The 17919-nt window shown below is 67.8% G+C and carries 11 protein-coding genes; 4 read left to right on the top strand and 7 right to left on the bottom strand.

Annotated elements, in window-relative coordinates; translation table 11 throughout:
• Window positions 1-108: 108 nt before the first annotated feature.
• The 6 genes from VT03_RS13545 to VT03_RS13570 form a co-directional block, all read right to left on the bottom strand.
• Window positions 109-2973, bottom strand: a complete 2865-nt coding sequence (locus VT03_RS13545) for a hypothetical protein (RefSeq protein WP_075093466.1) — start codon at window positions 2971-2973, stop codon at window positions 109-111.
• Entirely contained in the window at window positions 2970-5789 is a 2820-nt protein-coding gene (locus VT03_RS13550; protein ID WP_075093467.1) for a hypothetical protein, read from the bottom strand. The genes VT03_RS13545 and VT03_RS13550 overlap by 4 nt, the downstream gene beginning before the upstream one ends.
• Entirely contained in the window at window positions 5786-6520 is a 735-nt protein-coding gene (locus VT03_RS13555) for a hypothetical protein (RefSeq protein ID WP_075093468.1), read from the bottom strand. The genes VT03_RS13550 and VT03_RS13555 overlap by 4 nt, the downstream gene beginning before the upstream one ends.
• Window positions 6517-7680, bottom strand: coding sequence for an AAA family ATPase (locus VT03_RS13560; RefSeq protein ID WP_075093469.1), 1164 nt, complete (start codon window positions 7678-7680; stop codon window positions 6517-6519). The genes VT03_RS13555 and VT03_RS13560 overlap by 4 nt, the downstream gene beginning before the upstream one ends.
• Complete coding sequence (locus tag VT03_RS13565) at window positions 7670-8353, bottom strand: hypothetical protein (RefSeq protein WP_075093470.1); 684 nt, start codon at window positions 8351-8353, stop codon at window positions 7670-7672. The genes VT03_RS13560 and VT03_RS13565 overlap by 11 nt, the downstream gene beginning before the upstream one ends.
• Window positions 8354-8608: 255 nt before the next feature.
• Window positions 8609-9949 (bottom strand): IS4 family transposase, encoded by a 1341-nt coding sequence (locus VT03_RS13570; RefSeq protein ID WP_255378414.1) that lies wholly within the window; start codon window positions 9947-9949, stop codon window positions 8609-8611.
• Window positions 9950-10480: 531 nt separating this feature from the next.
• Between VT03_RS13570 and VT03_RS13575 the strand changes: the two genes are divergently transcribed.
• From VT03_RS13575 to VT03_RS13590, 4 genes are all read left to right on the top strand, one after another.
• Window positions 10481-11608, top strand: a complete 1128-nt coding sequence (locus VT03_RS13575; protein ID WP_075093472.1) for an acetyl-CoA C-acyltransferase — start codon at window positions 10481-10483, stop codon at window positions 11606-11608.
• A gap of 72 nt (window positions 11609-11680) precedes the next feature.
• Window positions 11681-13585, top strand: a complete 1905-nt coding sequence (locus VT03_RS13580) for an AMP-binding protein (protein ID WP_082846183.1) — start codon at window positions 11681-11683, stop codon at window positions 13583-13585.
• Window positions 13582-14352, top strand: a complete 771-nt coding sequence (locus tag VT03_RS13585) for a 3-hydroxybutyrate dehydrogenase (protein WP_075093474.1) — start codon at window positions 13582-13584, stop codon at window positions 14350-14352. Before VT03_RS13580 ends, VT03_RS13585 begins: the two co-directional genes overlap by 4 nt.
• Window positions 14353-14796: 444 nt before the next feature.
• Window positions 14797-15780 (top strand): ROK family protein, encoded by a 984-nt coding sequence (locus tag VT03_RS13590; RefSeq protein ID WP_197489321.1) that lies wholly within the window; start codon window positions 14797-14799, stop codon window positions 15778-15780.
• A 319-nt stretch (window positions 15781-16099) separates the two neighbouring features.
• Here VT03_RS13590 and VT03_RS13595 read toward each other — a convergent pair whose 3' ends face one another.
• Window positions 16100-17812: a serine/threonine protein kinase gene (locus VT03_RS13595; RefSeq protein ID WP_075093476.1), complete on the bottom strand. Its 1713-nt coding sequence runs from the start codon at window positions 17810-17812 to the stop codon at window positions 16100-16102.
• Window positions 17813-17919 lie beyond the last annotated feature (107 nt).

Below are 17919 nucleotides of genomic sequence, written 5' to 3' on the forward strand. Positions count from 1 at the left end.
CGGCAAGGGGGTGAGACCCCCTTGACCCCGGCGGCCGTGGCATGTTGGGTCTGAGCGAGCACAGTCGGGCCGGCAAGGACGTGCTCTGAGGCACCGGAATCAGACCCGTTACTCCCGGACCGTCCAGAGCTTGAGTCCCTGCGGCGTGCAGCAGGCGAACTCGTTCGGCCGGTTGGTGTGGATCATGGCGACCGGGGAAAACGCGACGGTTCCCCGGCTCCCCACCTTGTAGCTGTCGTCGGAGATTGAGAGCGGCACGAACTCGCCGCCCCCTGCGGTCCTGGTCCACAGGATGAGGCGGCCGTCCCGGAGAAAGACGCCGACAGGATCCGACAGCCCCAGTTCCAGCGGACGGGGACGGACCGCTTCGCGCGGCTTCAGGTCGAACAGCCGCGCGCCATCGGCCCAGAGCGCGGCGAGTCGCGGGACCGTGTGCGGCACGGTGCCGGTGATCTGCGTAATCGGAGCGGGGAGTTCGAAGGACTCCTGTTCCATCACCGCGGTCGCACTCGGGCCGAACCACCGGATCGCGTAGAGAAGCCGTCCGTGGCTGACGTAGGCTCCGGACTCCCGAACGGTGATCGCGGTATGCTTGACGATCCGGCCGAAGTCTTCGACGCGCCAGTCCAGCTTCCGGGTGAGAACTGGAACTCCATGGCCGTATCCATCGCACACGCGGATCTCCGACTGACCACCGAGCGACCACGTTAAGCGCGCAAAGGAGTCGACCGCCAGGTCGCCGACCTTCGCGAACCAGCCGGGCGTTTCGACGCGGAAATCGGCCAGCTGCGCCGGGCGGAGAATCGGGGGATCGTGTATCCCGCCGCAGTAGGTCAGGTGCACGCGCAACTGCGTCACCTCCTCCACGGTCATCAGAATCCGCTGGCCCTGTCCCGTTCCCGGGGGGAAGTGCCATTCCACCGAATCCGCGGCCGCAGAAGAGTCCCACCGTCCGTGCTGGAAGAGCAGGACCGAGTTCTTGTCGGTCTCCATCCACCCGGCGACGAAGTAGTGGGTCATCGTCCCCTTGAGAACCTGCCACTCCACCCCCGGCCGCAGGGGGATGACCCGCTGCCGCTGGAACGGCGATGCGGACGATCGGGCGTCGAGCGGTTCGGTTCGCTTCTTCGCGGTGGGCCGGAACCGGCGGCAATCCCGTCCCAGGAGCCGGTCCGAGGGAACGAGTCGCTCCACGGCGCGCAGCGCGGCGTCGACGTCTCCAAAGCGGGTTTCGAGGGCGCGGGCGGCGACGACCTGGACGCTCTCCTTCGCGGCCGCCTGAACGGAGGGATCGGGGTACTGGAGGGCGGTGTCGGGGATCCGCTGGAGAACGATCGCCTGGGCCGTGAGCGGCAGGCTTTCGTCCGACAGAGAAGCCACCAGACGCCCCGCCGTGTCGTGACGGCCCATCTCGGCCAGCCAGTCGAGCGATTGCCGGAGGCACTTCTCCGCCTGAGCCGAACCGGGCCAGCCCGCCTCCAGGGTCTGCAGCGCTTCATCGCGAACGTGAACCTTCTCGTCGAGCAGATGCGCCGCCCCGAGGAAGTCCAGACGGACCCGGCACTCCGTTACGGCGACCCGGTACTCCGTTTCGGCTTCGTCGGGTTCGTCCAGCCGCGCGAACAGGTCCCCCGCCTCGACGTGCCGCTTCTGCTCCCGGTAGATCTCGATCGCTTCCCGCAGGTGCCCGCCCCGCTCCAGGCAACGGGCGGCATCGATCGGCCGGTTGAGCTTGTCGCGATAGAGGACCGCCGCCTCGCGATGGAACTTTCCGTTCTCCAGCGCCCCGGCGGCGCTCAGGTCGTCCCCCAGGAGCCGGGAGAAGATGTAGGCGGCGCGGCGGTAGCGGCCGAGCCGGATCTCGCGCTCGGCGGCGGCGCGGTACTTGGCCATCAGCGCCGCCTGGAGGTCGAAGGGGATGTTCCAGACGTCGACGGGCCCCCCGCTGCTCAACCCTCCGAGGGCGAAGTCGACGAGGTGGGAGAACAGGGCGAAGCCCGGCGGCGCGATCCCCCGACCGAGGTCGCCGGTCATCGGGATCGAGAACCGCAGGGCATCGTCCGGATCGACGTCGAACTTCCGGAGGAGCCGCTGGATCGCCTTGGCCCGTTCCGAAAGGATCCGCGGCGTCAGCATCGCGGCCGCCGCCGCCGCCGAGACCGCCATCCCGCCGATCCCCTGCCCCAGCTTCTGCAGCATCCGGCCGAGGAACCCGCCCCCCAGTCCCATCCCTCCCGCGCCGCCAACGCCTCCGGCCCCCTTTCCCGCCATCCCTCCCGCGGCTCCGGCAGCGGCCTGCAGTCCCTTGCCGATGAGCCGCGCCAGCGCAGTCAGCGCGAGGGCCGGCAACGCCACGAGGGGCCGCAGGTCCGGGAGGAGTGACCGGCCGGGGAGCTTTTCGAGGTCATTCCCGTTCTGGCCGATGTCGCCGCCGTTCTTGCCGAGGATGTCGTCCAGCGTCGGCGGGACCGCGATCTCGATTGAATGCAGCCGGGCCTGAACCGGAAGGGCCGGCACCGCGCGGGACCAGTCGGCCTCCCGCGGCTGGGGGGCGCGGACCAGATCGCGGGCGCGAAGCCGCTCCTCCCGCTCGATGCGGGTCAGCCCCAGGGCCGGATGCCAGACGAGCGCGGCTGCTTGCTCCGGAAGGAGCCCGGCCCATTCGCCATCGGCCACGGGCGGCTCAATCCGGCTCTCGACGGGAACCCAGACGTGGTCCGCCGCGCGGCCGTATCGCGGACCGGGGAGACCGTCGGGAAAGGACGTCCCCTCAGGAAGAACCGCGAGCGCCGCGCGGACCTGCCGATCGGCCCGGGAGACCGGCAGCAGAAGAAACTCGACGGCGTCGAGCGGCACCCCCGCGCGGTCGAGTCGGTCGAGCCACACACCCGCATCATCCCCCGGCAGCAGAACCGCGGCGGCGGCACGCTGGACCCGATCGGCCAGGACGATGTGGAGTTGAAGCGGGGTCATGTCAGGGAACGCAGAAAGGGACGCAGCAGGCTCTGCAGGATGTCGTGATCGGTCACGGTCTGGACGTTCGGGCCGAGGAAGTATTCGTCCCCCCACCGTCGCCCGTCCGCGCACCAGCCGGAGACGCGGGACTCGCTGAGGACCAGGGTGAACTCGGGAATGCCGGCATCCGACGACCGGCAGTGCAGCAGGCCGCGGGAATCGAGCGTGGCGGTGCTGCCGTCCGGCCAGCGGGCCTCCGAGAGCGTGAACCCGGATCCCGCGGGGGTTCGATCGGTCTCAAAGGGGCGCTGGTTCCCGGAATCGAAGCCGGCACTCGCCCGCTGCATGTGAAGCTGCGAGGGGGCGAGCAGGGGGGGCATGAAGACCATGCTGTGCCCCTTGACGGAGACGAGCGCCAGCCGTCCCTCGGAGACGCCGATCGAGCGGTACCGCTTGTAGAGCGTCCGCTGCGGAATCTGTCGCCAGTATCCGTCGTTGAGGATCTTGTAGGGATCGCGGGCCTGCTTGTCCGGGCGGCCCATCTGCACCTCGTGGCACTGGAGCGGATCGCTGAGCCGCAGGACGTACCGCCGGGCGTTGAGCGAGGCCCCGGGATTGAGGACCACGAGGGATCCGTCCGGATTGGCCGCTTCGATCCGCGTGTCGTGGGAGAGAGGGAGCGAGATCTTACCCAGCGGCTGGAATCGCCCCTTCTCGTCCGGCACATGGAGCAGGACCTCCCCCGTCGAACAGACACCGACGAGCCCGCCGCGGGCCGGAGAGTCGAACAGGCAGGCCGACCGGCCGACCGGACTGGCGGGGGACAACGGAATCCGGTCCCAGACGACGCGTCCCGCCATCGCGGACGCGACGTCCCACCCCTCCGGCGACTTGTAGAACCGGCCGTGCTTCCAGGTCGCTCCCGGCGGAACCTTGGACGTATGGAGAATCTTTCCGTTCCCCGGATGGACGAGGTCGACGTCGGCGTAGCGGAGGGAGAGCAGGCCGTGGTGCCAGGCGACGCCGAGGACAGTTTCGATCGGAAGCTGGAGCCTGACGATGTTGTCGAGGGCTCCCTGGCCGACGTGGACTTCGAGGTACGACAGCTCCGCGTGCCGGGCCCGTCCCACGACCATCTGGAGGATGGTCGAGCCGGAATTGTACTGCCACCACACCAGGTCGCCGGGGGGCATCCGCCGCGTCACCTCCCGCCCGCCGAACCGCCGCGCGCCGTTTGGTTCCCGTTCCCAGAACAGGAGCCGCTGGTCGCCAGTGAGGATCGCGTACCGCCGCGGGGCGTCATCTCCCTCGGAGAGGGGGATCAGGTTCCGCCAGTTCGCCAGGTCCGACGGCAGACGCAGGGGGAACTCGGCAAGCCGGAGGATCGCCGGGAGCGCGGCGCCGTGGTCGTCGTCGAGGAGCTTGGGAGCGGGCTGACTGCCGCGGGACTCGAACAGCACCGACAGGTCGAGCCGGGCGTGGCGAAGGGTCCGGATACCGCGGAGCGAGCGGGAGAGCAGTTGAAAGTCCCCCTCCCGCGTCACGAGCCCCGCGTAACAGACCGGGAGCTGCTCGGCGAGCGCGCGGCGGAAGGCGTGGTCGGCGTGGACCTCCTCGCTGGTCAGGACAATGACCTCCGCCTCGGCGGACGCCGGGAGCTTCGCGACTTCCGGCAACGCCGAGCCCGGATGGAGCCGCGGGTCGAGCGCCGCGAGATGCTCCTCGAGGCCGGCCCGGGTCGTGAGGTCGACCGGAACCAGCTTGTCCCCCGCGGCCCGGAAGACCCGCGCCGTCCCGTCCCGCTCAGCCATCGCGGCGAGCGCCAGGGCGGCCGCGGTGACGTAGACCCGCGGCACGCCCCACATCCGCAGGCCGCTGTCGAGGAGCAGGATCCGGTCGCGGGGCGGATGCGTGGGGGGCGTTTCCCGGCGAAGGTACAGCGCCTCGTTCAGCGCGATGCGGGTCATCAGCGTGTCGTCGTCGTGCGCGAGCTCGCTGAGGAGCAGCCGGTCGAGTGGACCGCGGTTCGAGATGTCCGAGACACCGCCGAGCGGCAGCTCCTCGGGCTCCGCAAGCGGCCGCGGGAGCGAGACGACGGCGGTGAGATTCTTCGCCAGCCGCATCAGTCCGGCGAACTCGTCGACCTTCAGCAGCTCCTCGATCAGCCGCGTCACGGTCGGGGTCTCGGCGGGCTCCTCCGGCTCGACTTCCTCGGTCGGAAGAGGCCGCGGCACGCGGTCGAGCCCGGTCCGCAGCCGCTGCCGGATCGTCTCCTCGTCGACGCGGCGGAGGCCGTCGCACAGGCCGCGAAGCTCGATGCTCCACTGCCCGATGCTCTTGAGGAGCGGGCTCGGCGACTCGTGGGCCCGCATCCACCCGGCCGAGTCAAGCAGCGCCAGAATCTCCCGGGCCTGCTCCGACGTCGTCCGCACCGGATGCCGTTCGAGAACGGTCTCGATCAGGCTCACCTTCCCGGCCAGCGACGTCCGCAGCGCCGCCGGAAGCTGGTAGACCTTCCCGAGCTGACGAACCGCGTCATCGTGCCACTTCCCGGCGATCGTCCGCAGCCGCAGCGAGAGCGCCCGCTCCAGCTCGACGAGCTGTCCGGAGTCGCTGGGCCACGTCTCGCGGCAGGCGGCCAGCGCCAGCACAACCATGTCGAGAGGCGGGAAGCCGCGAGACTCGAAGGGACGCAGGACCGCCTGGATCTCCTGGCGAAAGGCGATCGTTCCGCCGCCGGTCCATTCAATGGCATCCGGCTCGCCCGCCCAGCGCCAGAAGGCGTCTTCGCTGGGGGCGAGATAACGGAGCGTTTCCGCGCTGACGTCGCTCATCGCCCCTCCTCCCGGCCCACGGCGTGATCGCCTGAGAGCCGGATCGCAGCGCGGGAGGCGGCGGCGAAGTCCTCACCGCGCAGGCGTTCCCACGCTCCGTCCGGAGCAAAGAGCGCGACGTCCCTCGGAGCGAGATCCAGAAGTCGAGCAACCGCCGCCGAGGGGAGCCGGGGGATGAGCCGCCAGCCAGCCGGGAGCGCAATGCCGTCCTGCTCCACGTACGGAGCGGACGGCAACGGGGGAAGCGGCGTGCCGCAAACGAAAACCCGATCGCCCCCATCCCGCGCGAACCGCCACCGCTCAAGCCGCACCCGCGGCGCCCCAACGGCGTACCGGGACCAATCGGCCCACGAAAAGAGTGCCGCGTTCGGAGTCGTCTCAACGTCCGACCGCTCGCAGCGGAGCGTCGCCGGCCGCAGCCGCGTCCCGGAAAACGCGCTGACCGGAAGTTCGACCGGGACCGCATCGCGGAGGGCGATCCACTTCGCCGCCGGCAACGTGCCGGCGCTGAGAAGGTTCCCCTCGGGACGCAACGCGCCGTCCGGCCCGATGTCGAACCGCACCGCGTTCGGAAGAGCGAGAAACTTCAGACGATCCGCGTCCGGCAGGTCGACACCGCAGAGCCAGAGCACACCCTCGACTTCGGCGACCTCAACACCGGGAACGAGCCGGCACCCCCCCAACGCGGGGAGCGCGGCGCGATCGATCCGCAGGGCCCATGTCGCCTTCACGTCTCGACTCCAAACTTGGCCCACAGGTCCTTCACGCGGCCGCCGAGCTGCTCGCGGAGCGCCGCATCCGTGACCCACTCCGTCCGTCCCGCCAGGACACCGAGCTGGTCCCGCAGGTAGGACCGGTCCGCCTCCGCCACGTTCTCCTGCGCCACGCGACTGGCGATCCGGTCGAGATCCCGCGCGAGCGCCTCCGCATCGGGAGCGCTGTTGGAATGCGAGAGCCGATGCCGCGGACCGGGAGCGTCCTGTGAGTGCTGCTCGATCGACTGCTGGACGAGCGCCGCGATGACTTCCCGCTGCTCGTCGGTGTCCCACGTGTGCTTGAGGACCCACACGTCCGACGGCTGGGCATCGGTCCGGCCGCACATGACGGCGCTCGCGGCAATAAGCCGCTGATACTTCACGGCCCGCCGGTCCGAGATCGGGATCCCGGCATGCCGCAGCCGGTGGACCAGCTCCACGTAGCACGGCCGGACCTCCGCGACATTCACGAGCCGCACCAGCGCCTGAAGCTCCCGGATGTCATCGGCCGAGATCAGCGTCTCCTCGGCAACAGGATGCGCATCGAGGTTCCAGCCGGCATGCAGGACATCGTGAAGCTGTTCCTGAGGAACGTTGTCGCACGGAACCCGGACGAGGAACCGGTCGAAGAGCGCCTTGAGCGCGTCCTCCTCGGGAAGATGATTGCTCGCCCCGATCGCCATCAGGAGCGGCAGCTTGCGGGTCTCACGCCCGCGGCGGAAGACCCGCTCGTTCAAGACCATCAGCAGACTGTTGAGGATGGCGCTGTTGGCGTTGAGCAGCTCGTCGAGAAAGACCAGCGAGGCTTCGGGCAGCATCCCCTCGGTGTTCGTCACCAGGTCGCCGTCCCGGAGCTTGCGGATATCGAACGGCCCGAACAGCTCGTTGGGTTCGGTGAACCGCGTCAGCAGGTAGTCGAAGACCCGCCCATGCAGCCGCTGGCCCAGCCGGTGGACGAGCGCACTCTTGGCGGTCCCCGGCGGCCCGAGCAGGAACAGGTGCTCTCCGCCGGCGAGACAGACCCCCATCAGGTCGATGATCTCATCCTTCCCGACGAACTCCGACTTCATCGGGGCCAAGACGCTCTCCACCAGCCGCCGGGCAATCGCCAGCCGCCGTTCGGTTTCATCGGACATCGGGAACCGGCTCCTTGGTAGGTTCTTGGGCGGTGTGTTCCGGGGATTCCAGTGGGAGGTGCGAGACGAGTTCCGGGTGAGCCCCGCCGGCAATGCGAATCGCCTCCCGGATCCGCGCGTCCACCAGCCGCGAACGGTCGCCGGCCGAGACGATCCGGTCAACGTACAGACTTCTCAGACAGGGATCGTGAACAATCGGTTCGATCGAGCCAATCGAGTCCAGCGGCATCCCGACCGAAGAGAGCGGCCACGCCCGTCCCCAGCGAAGGAGAACCTGCCCCAGCGGATCCCCTTCCGAGGCCGCCTTGGCGAGACGGTACAGGTCGGGCAGGAACCGGAAGACGAGGTCGACGGAATAGAGAATCGGGACCAGGGTCGCCGGCGGGCCCCCCGAAGGCATCGGAGCATTCTCCGCCAGATCGCGGGAGACCACCTCCTCGCCGAGATGGCGGTGAGCGAAGCACTGCGACGCCCGGTAGAACTGCCCGACGGCCCAGGTCAGGGCGGGCAGATGGAGAGCGGGGGGCGTTCCGGCCAGGTGGAGGCGGTAGTCCTGCTCGAACACCGCAATCCACGCGACCGCCTCCTGGATCTCCTTCCGCGACGGCGCGTCGGCGGGGCCGATGCCTCCGCGGCCGGTGAGGAAGACGGATTCGAAGTAGGAGCGAACCAAGATCGCGTTCTGACCTGCTTATAAGGAGTTGTTCGTGCCGCGTTCTCGTCGGACGGACAGTCTTTGTACAACCGATCGTGCGACAGCCACCAGAGACGAGCTGGACACCAGTTCGTCTCTGGTGCATTTGCCGAATGGCGGTAAGGACCGAGGACGATTCCGGTATCTCAACCCCGTCCTCGCCGGCACGACGCCGACAGCTCAAACCCAACGTGCGACGGCAGCCGGGGTCAAGGGGGTCTCACCCAATGCTGTTCATGATCGGGCTTGTAACGTGGTCCGAAGTCGTTGGAGTTGTTGGAGATCTTCTCGGGTGGCCGGTTGGATTTTCGGGGGGCCGGGCGGCCTGTCCTGCTTCGGTCTCGGCCACCGGCGGATCTGTTTCGGGCCGACTCGACCGTCCCTGTCCACCACGGCCTGACAAAGCTGGTCCCGCAAGGACGGCATGCGGCGGACGGGGCGGCCGTGGACGACTCGACGAAGCAGACGGCGGACGGCGTCCCGAGCTTTGGCGGCAGACCAGTTCGCCGGATGCGATCCCGAGGCGATCAGTTCCCGAGCCGTCAGCAGTTGCAGTAGCCAACTCGCCAGGACATGCCAGGTCTGCTCCGCCAGCGCGCCCTCCGGCGTGCGGCTCCGCAGCGTCTGATGGCAGAGCGTCTGCTTGAGCGAGCGATAGTGCAGCTCCAGGCCCCAGCGGAGCCGGTAGATCTCGGCGGCGTCCTCGTCGGACAGCGCCCTCTCGTCGTGGATGTTCGTGACCAGCGAGACCGGTCGTTTCTGATCGTCGCGAACGACGATCAGTCGCAACACGACGGGCGGCTGGTCGCGGCAGCGGGTGGGCCACAGCGAGACCGTCTGGCCTTCGGTCTCGACCGCCCAATCCAAGTCAGGACCGTCCAGGCCGGTCAGGAGCCGGATGTTTCCTCCCACCCGCAGGACGAAGTCGTGCCGGTTCCGGGTGAGCCAGCGGCACAGCTCAAAACTGATGAAGCCGGCGTCGGCGGTCAGCAGGGAGCGGGGCGGCAGGTTGTCCCGCATGTCGTCCAGCTGTCGCCGCTCGCTCTGTGTCCCCGGCCCCAGACGGAAGTCCCATGGCAAGCCGGTTCCGATGTGCAGGAGTGTCGTCTGGAAGACCTGCGGCGTGGTCCCCTCCTTGCCGGCGCAGCCCAAGGCCTGTTCGTTGGGCGTCGTGCGAGGGGCTTCGAAGCGGGAGCCATCGACGCCGAAGACCGCCCATCCCCGGACTCGCCAGTCGTCCAGATGCTCGGCGACGAACTGTCGCAGGCGCAGGAGGATCGGATCTCGCATCCGGGGGAGACCACGAACGCGGGCGGCCAGGAACCCGGAGAGCGAGTCGCCGATGGTCCAGGCGGGAAAGACTTCGCGGAGGATGTCGCAGGCGGCATCGAACTGCTCGCGGAGGGTCACCTGGGGCTGCCAGCTCATGATGGTGGAGACCCAGAAGATCTTCAGCGGGGTCCAGCCGGTGTTGCCGTGCGAAGAGAACCGGCTGAACCACTGTGGGGGAAAGACCGTGGCGATCGCCTCAATGAATTCGTGACGATACGATCGCCGCTGTGGCTTCCAAGCCATCTTCGAGCCTCCGTGCATCGGGCCTGTGTCGTAGAACAACACAACCGATGACGAGGCTCGAAGTCTTTTGCAATCCCACAGTTAACGCCAGTTCCGAGACAGAGTCGCGAACGGCGTTGGGTCTCACCCCCTTGCCGCCGGAGGCATTTTCGTTGAGGAACCGTGGGACACAACGGACGACCGATTTGTGGGACCGGCGTTGAGTATTCCTCCCTCGCTTGGTGACCCCGCGGGTTGTTGAGGGGGCATCCGGCACGTTGTCCGCGCTTGGACACTCGCTCCTTCAGAAAGTTCGAGACGAGACGGGCCTCCGGCGGGCAAGGAGGCGTTGCCCCCTTGCATCCCCCACCAGGGGTGACCCCCTGGACCCCGGTTGGGCTGCACGCTGGATCATCCGTTCGCCCTTGCCCGACCACCATCCAGCGAACGCACCCGCCGGGCCAGCGACGCTAAGACACACATTGACTACCCTCCAACCACGTGGCCGCCCCTCCGTGATGACAGTTCAGGGCCTCACTCCCAAGCGAAACCATGTCAGACCGCGTCTGGATCGTCTCCGCCAAACGAACTCCCCAGGGACGCTTCCTCGGCGCCCTCGCCAAAAAGACCGCCGTCGACCTCGGCGTCGCCGCCGCCAAAGCCGCCCTCGCCACGATTGAACCCCAACACATCGAATCGGTCATCGTCGGCAACGTCTTGGGGGCCGGCCTCGGCATGAACGTCGCCCGCCAGATCGGAATCCACTCCGGAATCCCCATCGAGGTTCCCGCCTTCACCGTCAACATGATGTGCGCTTCCGGCATGCAGGCGGTCATCCTGGCGGTCCAAGCGATCCGGGCCAGAACCGCCCGCGTCGTCCTCTGCGGCGGAACAGAATCCATGTCCAACGCCCCATTCCTCCTGAATGGAGCCCGCTCCGGATGGAAGTTCGGAGACGGCACCCTGATCGATTCCATCCAGCGCGACGGCCTGACCGATGCCTTCAGCGGCGAAGCGATGGGCCTCATCGGAGAACGCATCGCGGCACAATATGCTGTCTCCCGCGAACAGCAGGACGAGTTCGCCGCCCGCAGCCAGCAGCGCTACGCCGAAGCCCTCGCCCAGGGCCGCTACCGCGATGAGATCGCGGCCATCGACGGCCTCGACCGCGACGAGCCCCCCCGCCCCGAAACGAACGCCGCCGGCCTCGCCAAACTCCGGCCCTCCTTCAAACCCGACGGTACGGTCACCGCCGGCAACGCCTCGGGCATCAACGACGGCGCCGCCATGCTCGTCGTTTGCGATCCCGAATGGGGACAGGCTCACGATCTGACGCCGCTCGCCGTCATCACCGCCACCGCCTCGGTCGGCTGCGACCCGGCGCTGATGGGGATGGGCCCGGTCTACGCCACGCGCAAGGTCTCCCGCTCACCCGCGGAGTTCGACCACGTCGAGCTCAACGAAGCCTTCGCCGCGCAAGCCGTCGCCTGCGCGAAAGAACTGGAGCTCTCGGACGACCGCGTCAACCCGGACGGCGGAGCGATCGCCCTTGGACACCCGATCGGTGCCTCCGGCGCCCGGCTCATCGTCCACCTCGCCCATCGTCGACCGAAGAAGGGACTCGCGACTCTGTGCGTCGGAGGGGGCCAGGGCTGCGCCGTCGTCGTCGAACAACCCTGATGCCTCCGCGTCCACTACCGTTGACGTTCCCGAATATTCCCGAGTGAATGGCTCTGATCGAGGGAGATTCGCATGACTGGTTCCGGTTCCCGCTCCGACTGTTCAACGCCAGTCGACCAACCCTGGTTCGCTTCGTCCGAAAGGCTGGCCGCGGCCAACCTGACCTGGCTCATGCGGCAGGCCGGCGCCGCGTCCTACGGCGATCTGCACAAATGGTCGACGAAGAACCGAGCCGACTACTGGCGTCTCGCGATCGAGCGGCTGGGCTTGAAGTTCGACCAGCCGTTCACAAGCGTGCTCGAAACGCCCCAAGGAGTCGAACACCCGCGGTGGCTCTCCGGAGCCCGGTACAACATCGTCGACAGTTGCTTTCAGGCGGACCCCGCCGCCCCGGCGATCGTCCACCAGGCGGAAGGGAAACCGCTCCAGACGATGACCTACGGTGAGCTGGAGGCTCTGACCAATCGCGTCGCCGCCAGCCTGACGCAGCACGGATTCCGCCCCGGGGACGCCATCGCCACGATCCTCCCGATGACGGCGGAGTCGGTCGCGATCTACCTCGGGATCATCAAAGCGGGCTGCGCGGTGGTGGGCATCCCGGAAAGCTTTCGCCCGCGGGAGATCGCGGCCCGGCTCCGGATTGCGGGCGCCGCCGGAGTCTTCACCCAGGACGTCCTCGTCCGCGGCGGAAAGACCTCACCGCTCTATGCGACGGTCCAGGAAGCCGACGCGCCGCGTGCGATCGTCCTCCCAGCGGACGACGCGGTCCGCGTTCCCCTCCGCGAGGGGGACCTCAGCTGGTCCGAATTCCTCTCCGACACCGCAACCTTCCCCACGGTGATGCGCGGCCCGGACGACCTCGTCAACGTCCTGTTCTCGTCTGGAACGACCGGCGAACCGAAGGCGATTCCCTGGACGCAGACAACCCCGATCAAGTGCGGCGCGGACGCGCACTTTCACCACGATGTCCATCCGGGAGACGTCGTGATCTGGCCGACGAGCCTCGGCTGGATGATGGGCCCCTGGCTGATCTTCGCCAGCCTGCTGAACCGGGCCGCGATCGGCCTCTACTGCGGCTCGCCGACAAGCCGGGAGTTCGGTCGCTTCGTCCAGGACTCGCGGGCCACGCTGCTCGGCGTCGTCCCGACGCTCGTGAAAGCCTGGCGAAACTCCGGATGCCTGGAGGGACTCGACTGGAGCTCGATCCAGCTCTTCAGCTCCACGGGGGAATGCTCGGTCGTCGAGGACATGCGGTGGCTGATGGACCTCGCGGGGGACAAGCCCGTGATCGAGTATTGCGGCGGGACGGAGATCGGCGGCGGCTACATCACGAACACGATCGCCCGCCCCTGCCTCGCCGGAACGTTCAACACGCCGGCCCTGGGACTCGATCTCGAGATCCTCGATGAAGAGGGCCGCAGCGCCTTCCTTGGCGAACTGTTTCTTGTCCCCCCGTCGATCGGCATCTCGACGACGCTCCTCAACAAGGACCATCACGACGTCTACTACGCCGACGTCCCGGCTGGCCCCGAGGGGCAGTTGCTCCGCCGGCACGGGGACATGGTCGAGCGGCTGGGGCCGAGTCACTGGCGGGTGCTCGGCCGCGCGGACGACACGATGAACCTGAGCGGCATCAAGATCAGCTCGGTGGAGATCGAGCAGGTCCTGCAGACGGTCCCCGGTGTCGACGACATCGCCGCCGTCGCGGTCTCGCCGGACGGCGGGCCGAGCCGGCTCATCGTCTTCGCCGTCGTCGAACCCGCGCTGCGCGATCGTCCGAAGGAACTGCTGGACTCGCTGCAGCAGGCCCTCCGCAGCGACCTGAATCCGCTGTTCAAGATTCACGATCTCGTCTGTCTGGATGTGCTGCCGCGGACCGCTTCGAACAAGCTCCTGCGTCGGACGTTGCGCGACGGGTATGTTCCCCGCGACCCCGCTTCTTCCACCTCGTCCTCTATCGAGGCGTCTCGCTCATGACGATTGCTCGAACGATCCTGATCACCGGCGCCGGCGGCGGCCTGGGCCGCGGCATGGCGCTGTACCTCGCCCGGCAGGGGCACACGATCGTCGCGACCGACCTGCGGAAGGAGGCGACGGACGACGTCGTCTCGCAGATCCGTGGGCACGGGGGGAAGGCTGACGGGTATGCGCTCAACGTCACCTCCTCCGACAGCATTCGGCAGCTGGTCGTGGATCTGGGCGATCAGCCGGTCGATGTCGTCGTCAACAATGCCGGGCTGCAGCATGTGGCGGGGGTTGAGGAGTTTCCGGAAGAGAAGTGGGATCTGCTGATCGATGTCCTGCTCACCGGTCCGTTCCTGCTCACGCGGGCGCTGCTTCCCGGCATGCGGGCTCGCGGGTTCGGGCGGGTGGTTCATATCGGGTCGATTCATTCGCTGATCGCGTCCCCTTTCAAGTCGGCCTATACGGCGGCGAAGCATGCGCTGCTGGGACTATCGAAGGTCCTGGCGCTGGAGACGGCCGGGCACGACATCACGAGCAACACGATCTGTCCGGCTTATGTGCGGACTCCTCTGGTCGAGGCGCAGATTGCGGCCCAGGCGAAGACGCGTGGGATTCCGGAGGAGGAGGTGATTCAGAAAATCATGCTCGCGCCGATGCCGAAGCACACGTTCATCACGGTGGAGGAGATTGCGGCGGCGGTGGAGTACCTGATCAGTCCGCTGGCGAGGAACGTCACCGGTCAGACGATCACGATCGACGGCGGCTGGACGGCGCAATAGAGCGCACTTGCCGGCACGACTCTCATAGCTCAAACCCGATGTGCGACGGCCGCTGGGGACAAGGGGGTCTCACCCCCTTGCCGCCGGAGGCGCTTCCATGAGGAACCGTGGTAAGCAACGGACGTCCGCTTTGTGGAGCCGACGGTGAGTCCTCAACGCTCGCTATGCAATCGCCGCGGGTTGGTGAGGGGGCATACGGCACGTTGTCCGCGTTTGGACACACCCTCCTTTAGACATCTCTCGACGGCCAGGCCTCCGGCGGGCAAAGGGCATTCTGCCCCCTGCACCCCCTGACCAGGGTGCCCCTGGACCCGGTGATTTCCAGTGGGGTGGCGGTGTTCTTGCTCAACAGTCATTGCGTCACAGACCGCCGACAACGATCCTTCTCCCCTGCCGCACGGAGACGGCCACAACACCGCGATGAACGCCGATAAGGAACCAATAATGACCAACGTGCTGGCCGGAGTGGACCTGGGTGGAACCAGCGTCAAAATCGCCCTCGCCCATCGCGAAGGGAGCTTCCTCACCGAAGGCTCCATCCCCACCGAATCCCACCGCGGCCCCGAACGGACCATCGAACGCATCGGCGACCACCTCCAGCAACTGGCCGAAAAACACCAGGTCAAAATCGCCGGCATCGGCGTCGGCGTCCCCGGCCTCGTCGACATCCACAAAGGGATCACCCGCTTCCTCCCCAACCTCGAATCCCACTGGCGGAACATCCCCGTCGCCGACCTGCTCACCACCCGCATGGGCTGCCCCGTCCGGATCCTCAACGACGTCCGCACCGCCACCCTGGCGGAGCTGAAGTTCGGCCACGGCAAAGGGGCGCAGGACATCTCCATGGTCTTCATGGCCCTCGGCACCGGAATCGGCGGCGGAGTCGTGATCGACGGTCAGCTCCGCCTTGGCACCCTGGGAGCGGCCGGCGAGATCGGCCACCAGACGATGCTCCCGGACGGCCCGCAGTGCGGCTGCGGCAACCACGGCTGCCTCGAAGTCCTGGCCAGCGGCCCCTCGATCTCGGCCGAAGGGGTGCGGCTGATGCGGATCGGCCGGGCTCCGACGCTTTACGATCTCGTTGAAGGGGACTCCGACCGGGTCAACACCAAGACGATGGCCCAGGCGGCCGAGAAGGACCCCAGCATCCACGAGGCCATCCTGCGGGCGGCAAAGTACGTCGGGATCGCGGTGGCCAATATCGTGATGGTGCTCCATCCCGAACTGATCGTGCTGGGAGGGGGCGTGGCCGAGATGGGGGCCTTGCTGGTCGATAATGTCCGGTCCGAGATGGAGCGGCGGATTGTCGGTGTGATCCCGCTGGAGACGATCCGTGTTGAGCGATCGCAGCTTGGCGATAAGGCCGGCGTGACGGGGGCAGTGGTTCTGGCAGGATTGGCCGCAGACTCAACCAGTCTGGGAACCTAAGCACCGGGGTCCAGGGGGTCACCCCTGGTGGGGAGTGCAGAGGGGCAACGCCCCTTTGCCCGCCGGAGGCCTGGCCGTCGGGAGATGTCTGAACGAGGGTGTGTCCAAACGCGGACACCGTGCCGGATGCCCCTATATCAACCCGCGGGGAGTCCAGAGCGAGCGGGGAGTCCTCAACGCCGGTCCCACAAAGAGGACGTCCGTTGTGTCTCACGGTTCCTCATGGAAGCGCCTCCGGCGGCAAGGGGTTGCCCCCTTGACCCCGGCTGCCGTAGCACGTTGGGTTTGAGCTATCGAGTCGTGCCGGCAAGGACACGAGTTACCGGATCTTGATCTGCTCGACACTCCGCTGCCCGTCCGAAACATCGAGCAGAATCGATAGGGTCTGCCCCGCCTGGATGTTCAGGCTGTGCTGCCGGACCTCCTTCCCTCCGCGGCGAACCACGACCTCGTGCCGCCCCGGCGGAAGCGCAAGGCTCACCGACCGCTGCACGGCATGCGGCGCACTGTCGACCAGCAGCTCGACCCCCTGCAGATCCCCCTGCAGGTCGAGACGGACCTGCCCCGTCGTCGGAGCGGCCGGCGTCTCGCTCGCGGCCGCCTGGGGCCGGGCCGCCCCCGGGCCGGGCGACCGCAGGACGCTGCTGATGACAAAACTCAGGATCGCCACGGCGGTCAACGCCGCGGCGGACGAGTACAGCACGGCCGGCGAGGGCCACCGCGATGGGGCGGCGACGACGGCCCGCTTCTTCTTTCTCGTCGGGACCTCCATGAACGTCGGCAGCGAATCCGACTTGGGACGAGGTCCCTCGTCCACCTCCTCGGCCGCTCCGGAATCGACTCCCAAGTCCGCGTTGCCGGAAACCGGGGGCCCCGACTCGGACGAACGGCTCGGCTCCTTCCGCTTCCGCTGAACCTGCGTGACTTCCACCTGCGTCGCCAGCTCCTCCAGCTGCGGATCGGGTGCGCTCCGCTTCCCGGCCGTGACCACCACCCCCGCCTCCTTTCGGTCGAGCTTTCCGCGGAGCGCCGTGATCGCCGCCACGACCTCCGACATCGACCCCAGCCGCTGCTCCGGATCCTTGACCATCATCCGGTCGAGCAGCTCCTGAACGGGGGGCGGGACCGTGACGCCGGCCGCCTCGAACTTCGGAACGGGCGCGGTCGTATGCTGCAGGATGATCTCGATCGGGTTCGCGCCGCTGTAGGGGCGGGTTCCGGTGATGAGATAGAAGAGCGTGCAGCCCAGGCTGTAGATGTCGGCCCGGCCGTCGAGATCCCGCCGCCCGCGGGCCTGCTCGGGAGCGATGTAGTCCACCGTCCCCATCACGATCCCGGTGCGGGTCAGGTCGGTGTTCTGGACCGCCGAGGAGGTCGGGGCGCTCAGGAGCGCGAGGCCCAGGTCCAGCACCTTCACCATCCCCTTGTCGCTGATGAGGATGTTCGACGGCTTGACGTCCCGGTGGACGATCCCCGAGGTGTGGGCGTAATCGAGCCCCAGGGCCGCCTGCCCGAGGATCTTGAGGGCCACCTGCGGCTTGAGCGGGCCGCGGTCCTTGATGAGCTGGCTGCAGTTGACCCCCCGGACCAGCTCCATCGCCAGGTACATCTTCCCCCCTTCGTCCCCGGCGTCGAACGCCTTGACGATGTTGGGGTGGTCGAGCTGGGCGATGATCCGCACCTCCCGCCAGAACCGCTGGATGGCGATCGGATCCTTCTCGATGTCCGGCGAGATGACCTTGAGCGCCACCAGCCGGTCCATGTGCCGGTGCCGGGCGCGGAAGATCACGCTCATCCCGCCGCGGCCCAGGATGTCGAGAATCAGGTACGGGCCGAAGCAGAGCGAATCGATCTGCTGCCGCTCGATCGCCTTCTCCTGGAAGTGCGTGAGATGCCCTTCACGGACGAGCCCCTGGAGAAAGGGAGAGACCTCCTGCGCGGAGGCCTTCTGGAGGGCGGCCTCGAGGACCGGCTGGGCGAGGAATCCACGCTCGACGAGCGTTGCGCCCAGGCTGGAGACACGGCTTGACATGCTATGAAGAGGTTTCCCGATGGAGGCCCGCCGCTCCCGGTTCCGTCGCAGAACCTGGAGTGTCCGCCGCGCCCGCGCAGCGTTCCGTTCTCGAACCTGTTTCGCTC

It is taken from the genome of Planctomyces sp. SH-PL14 (genome assembly GCF_001610835.1).
GTDB lineage: Bacteria > Planctomycetota > Planctomycetia > Planctomycetales > Planctomycetaceae > Planctomyces_A.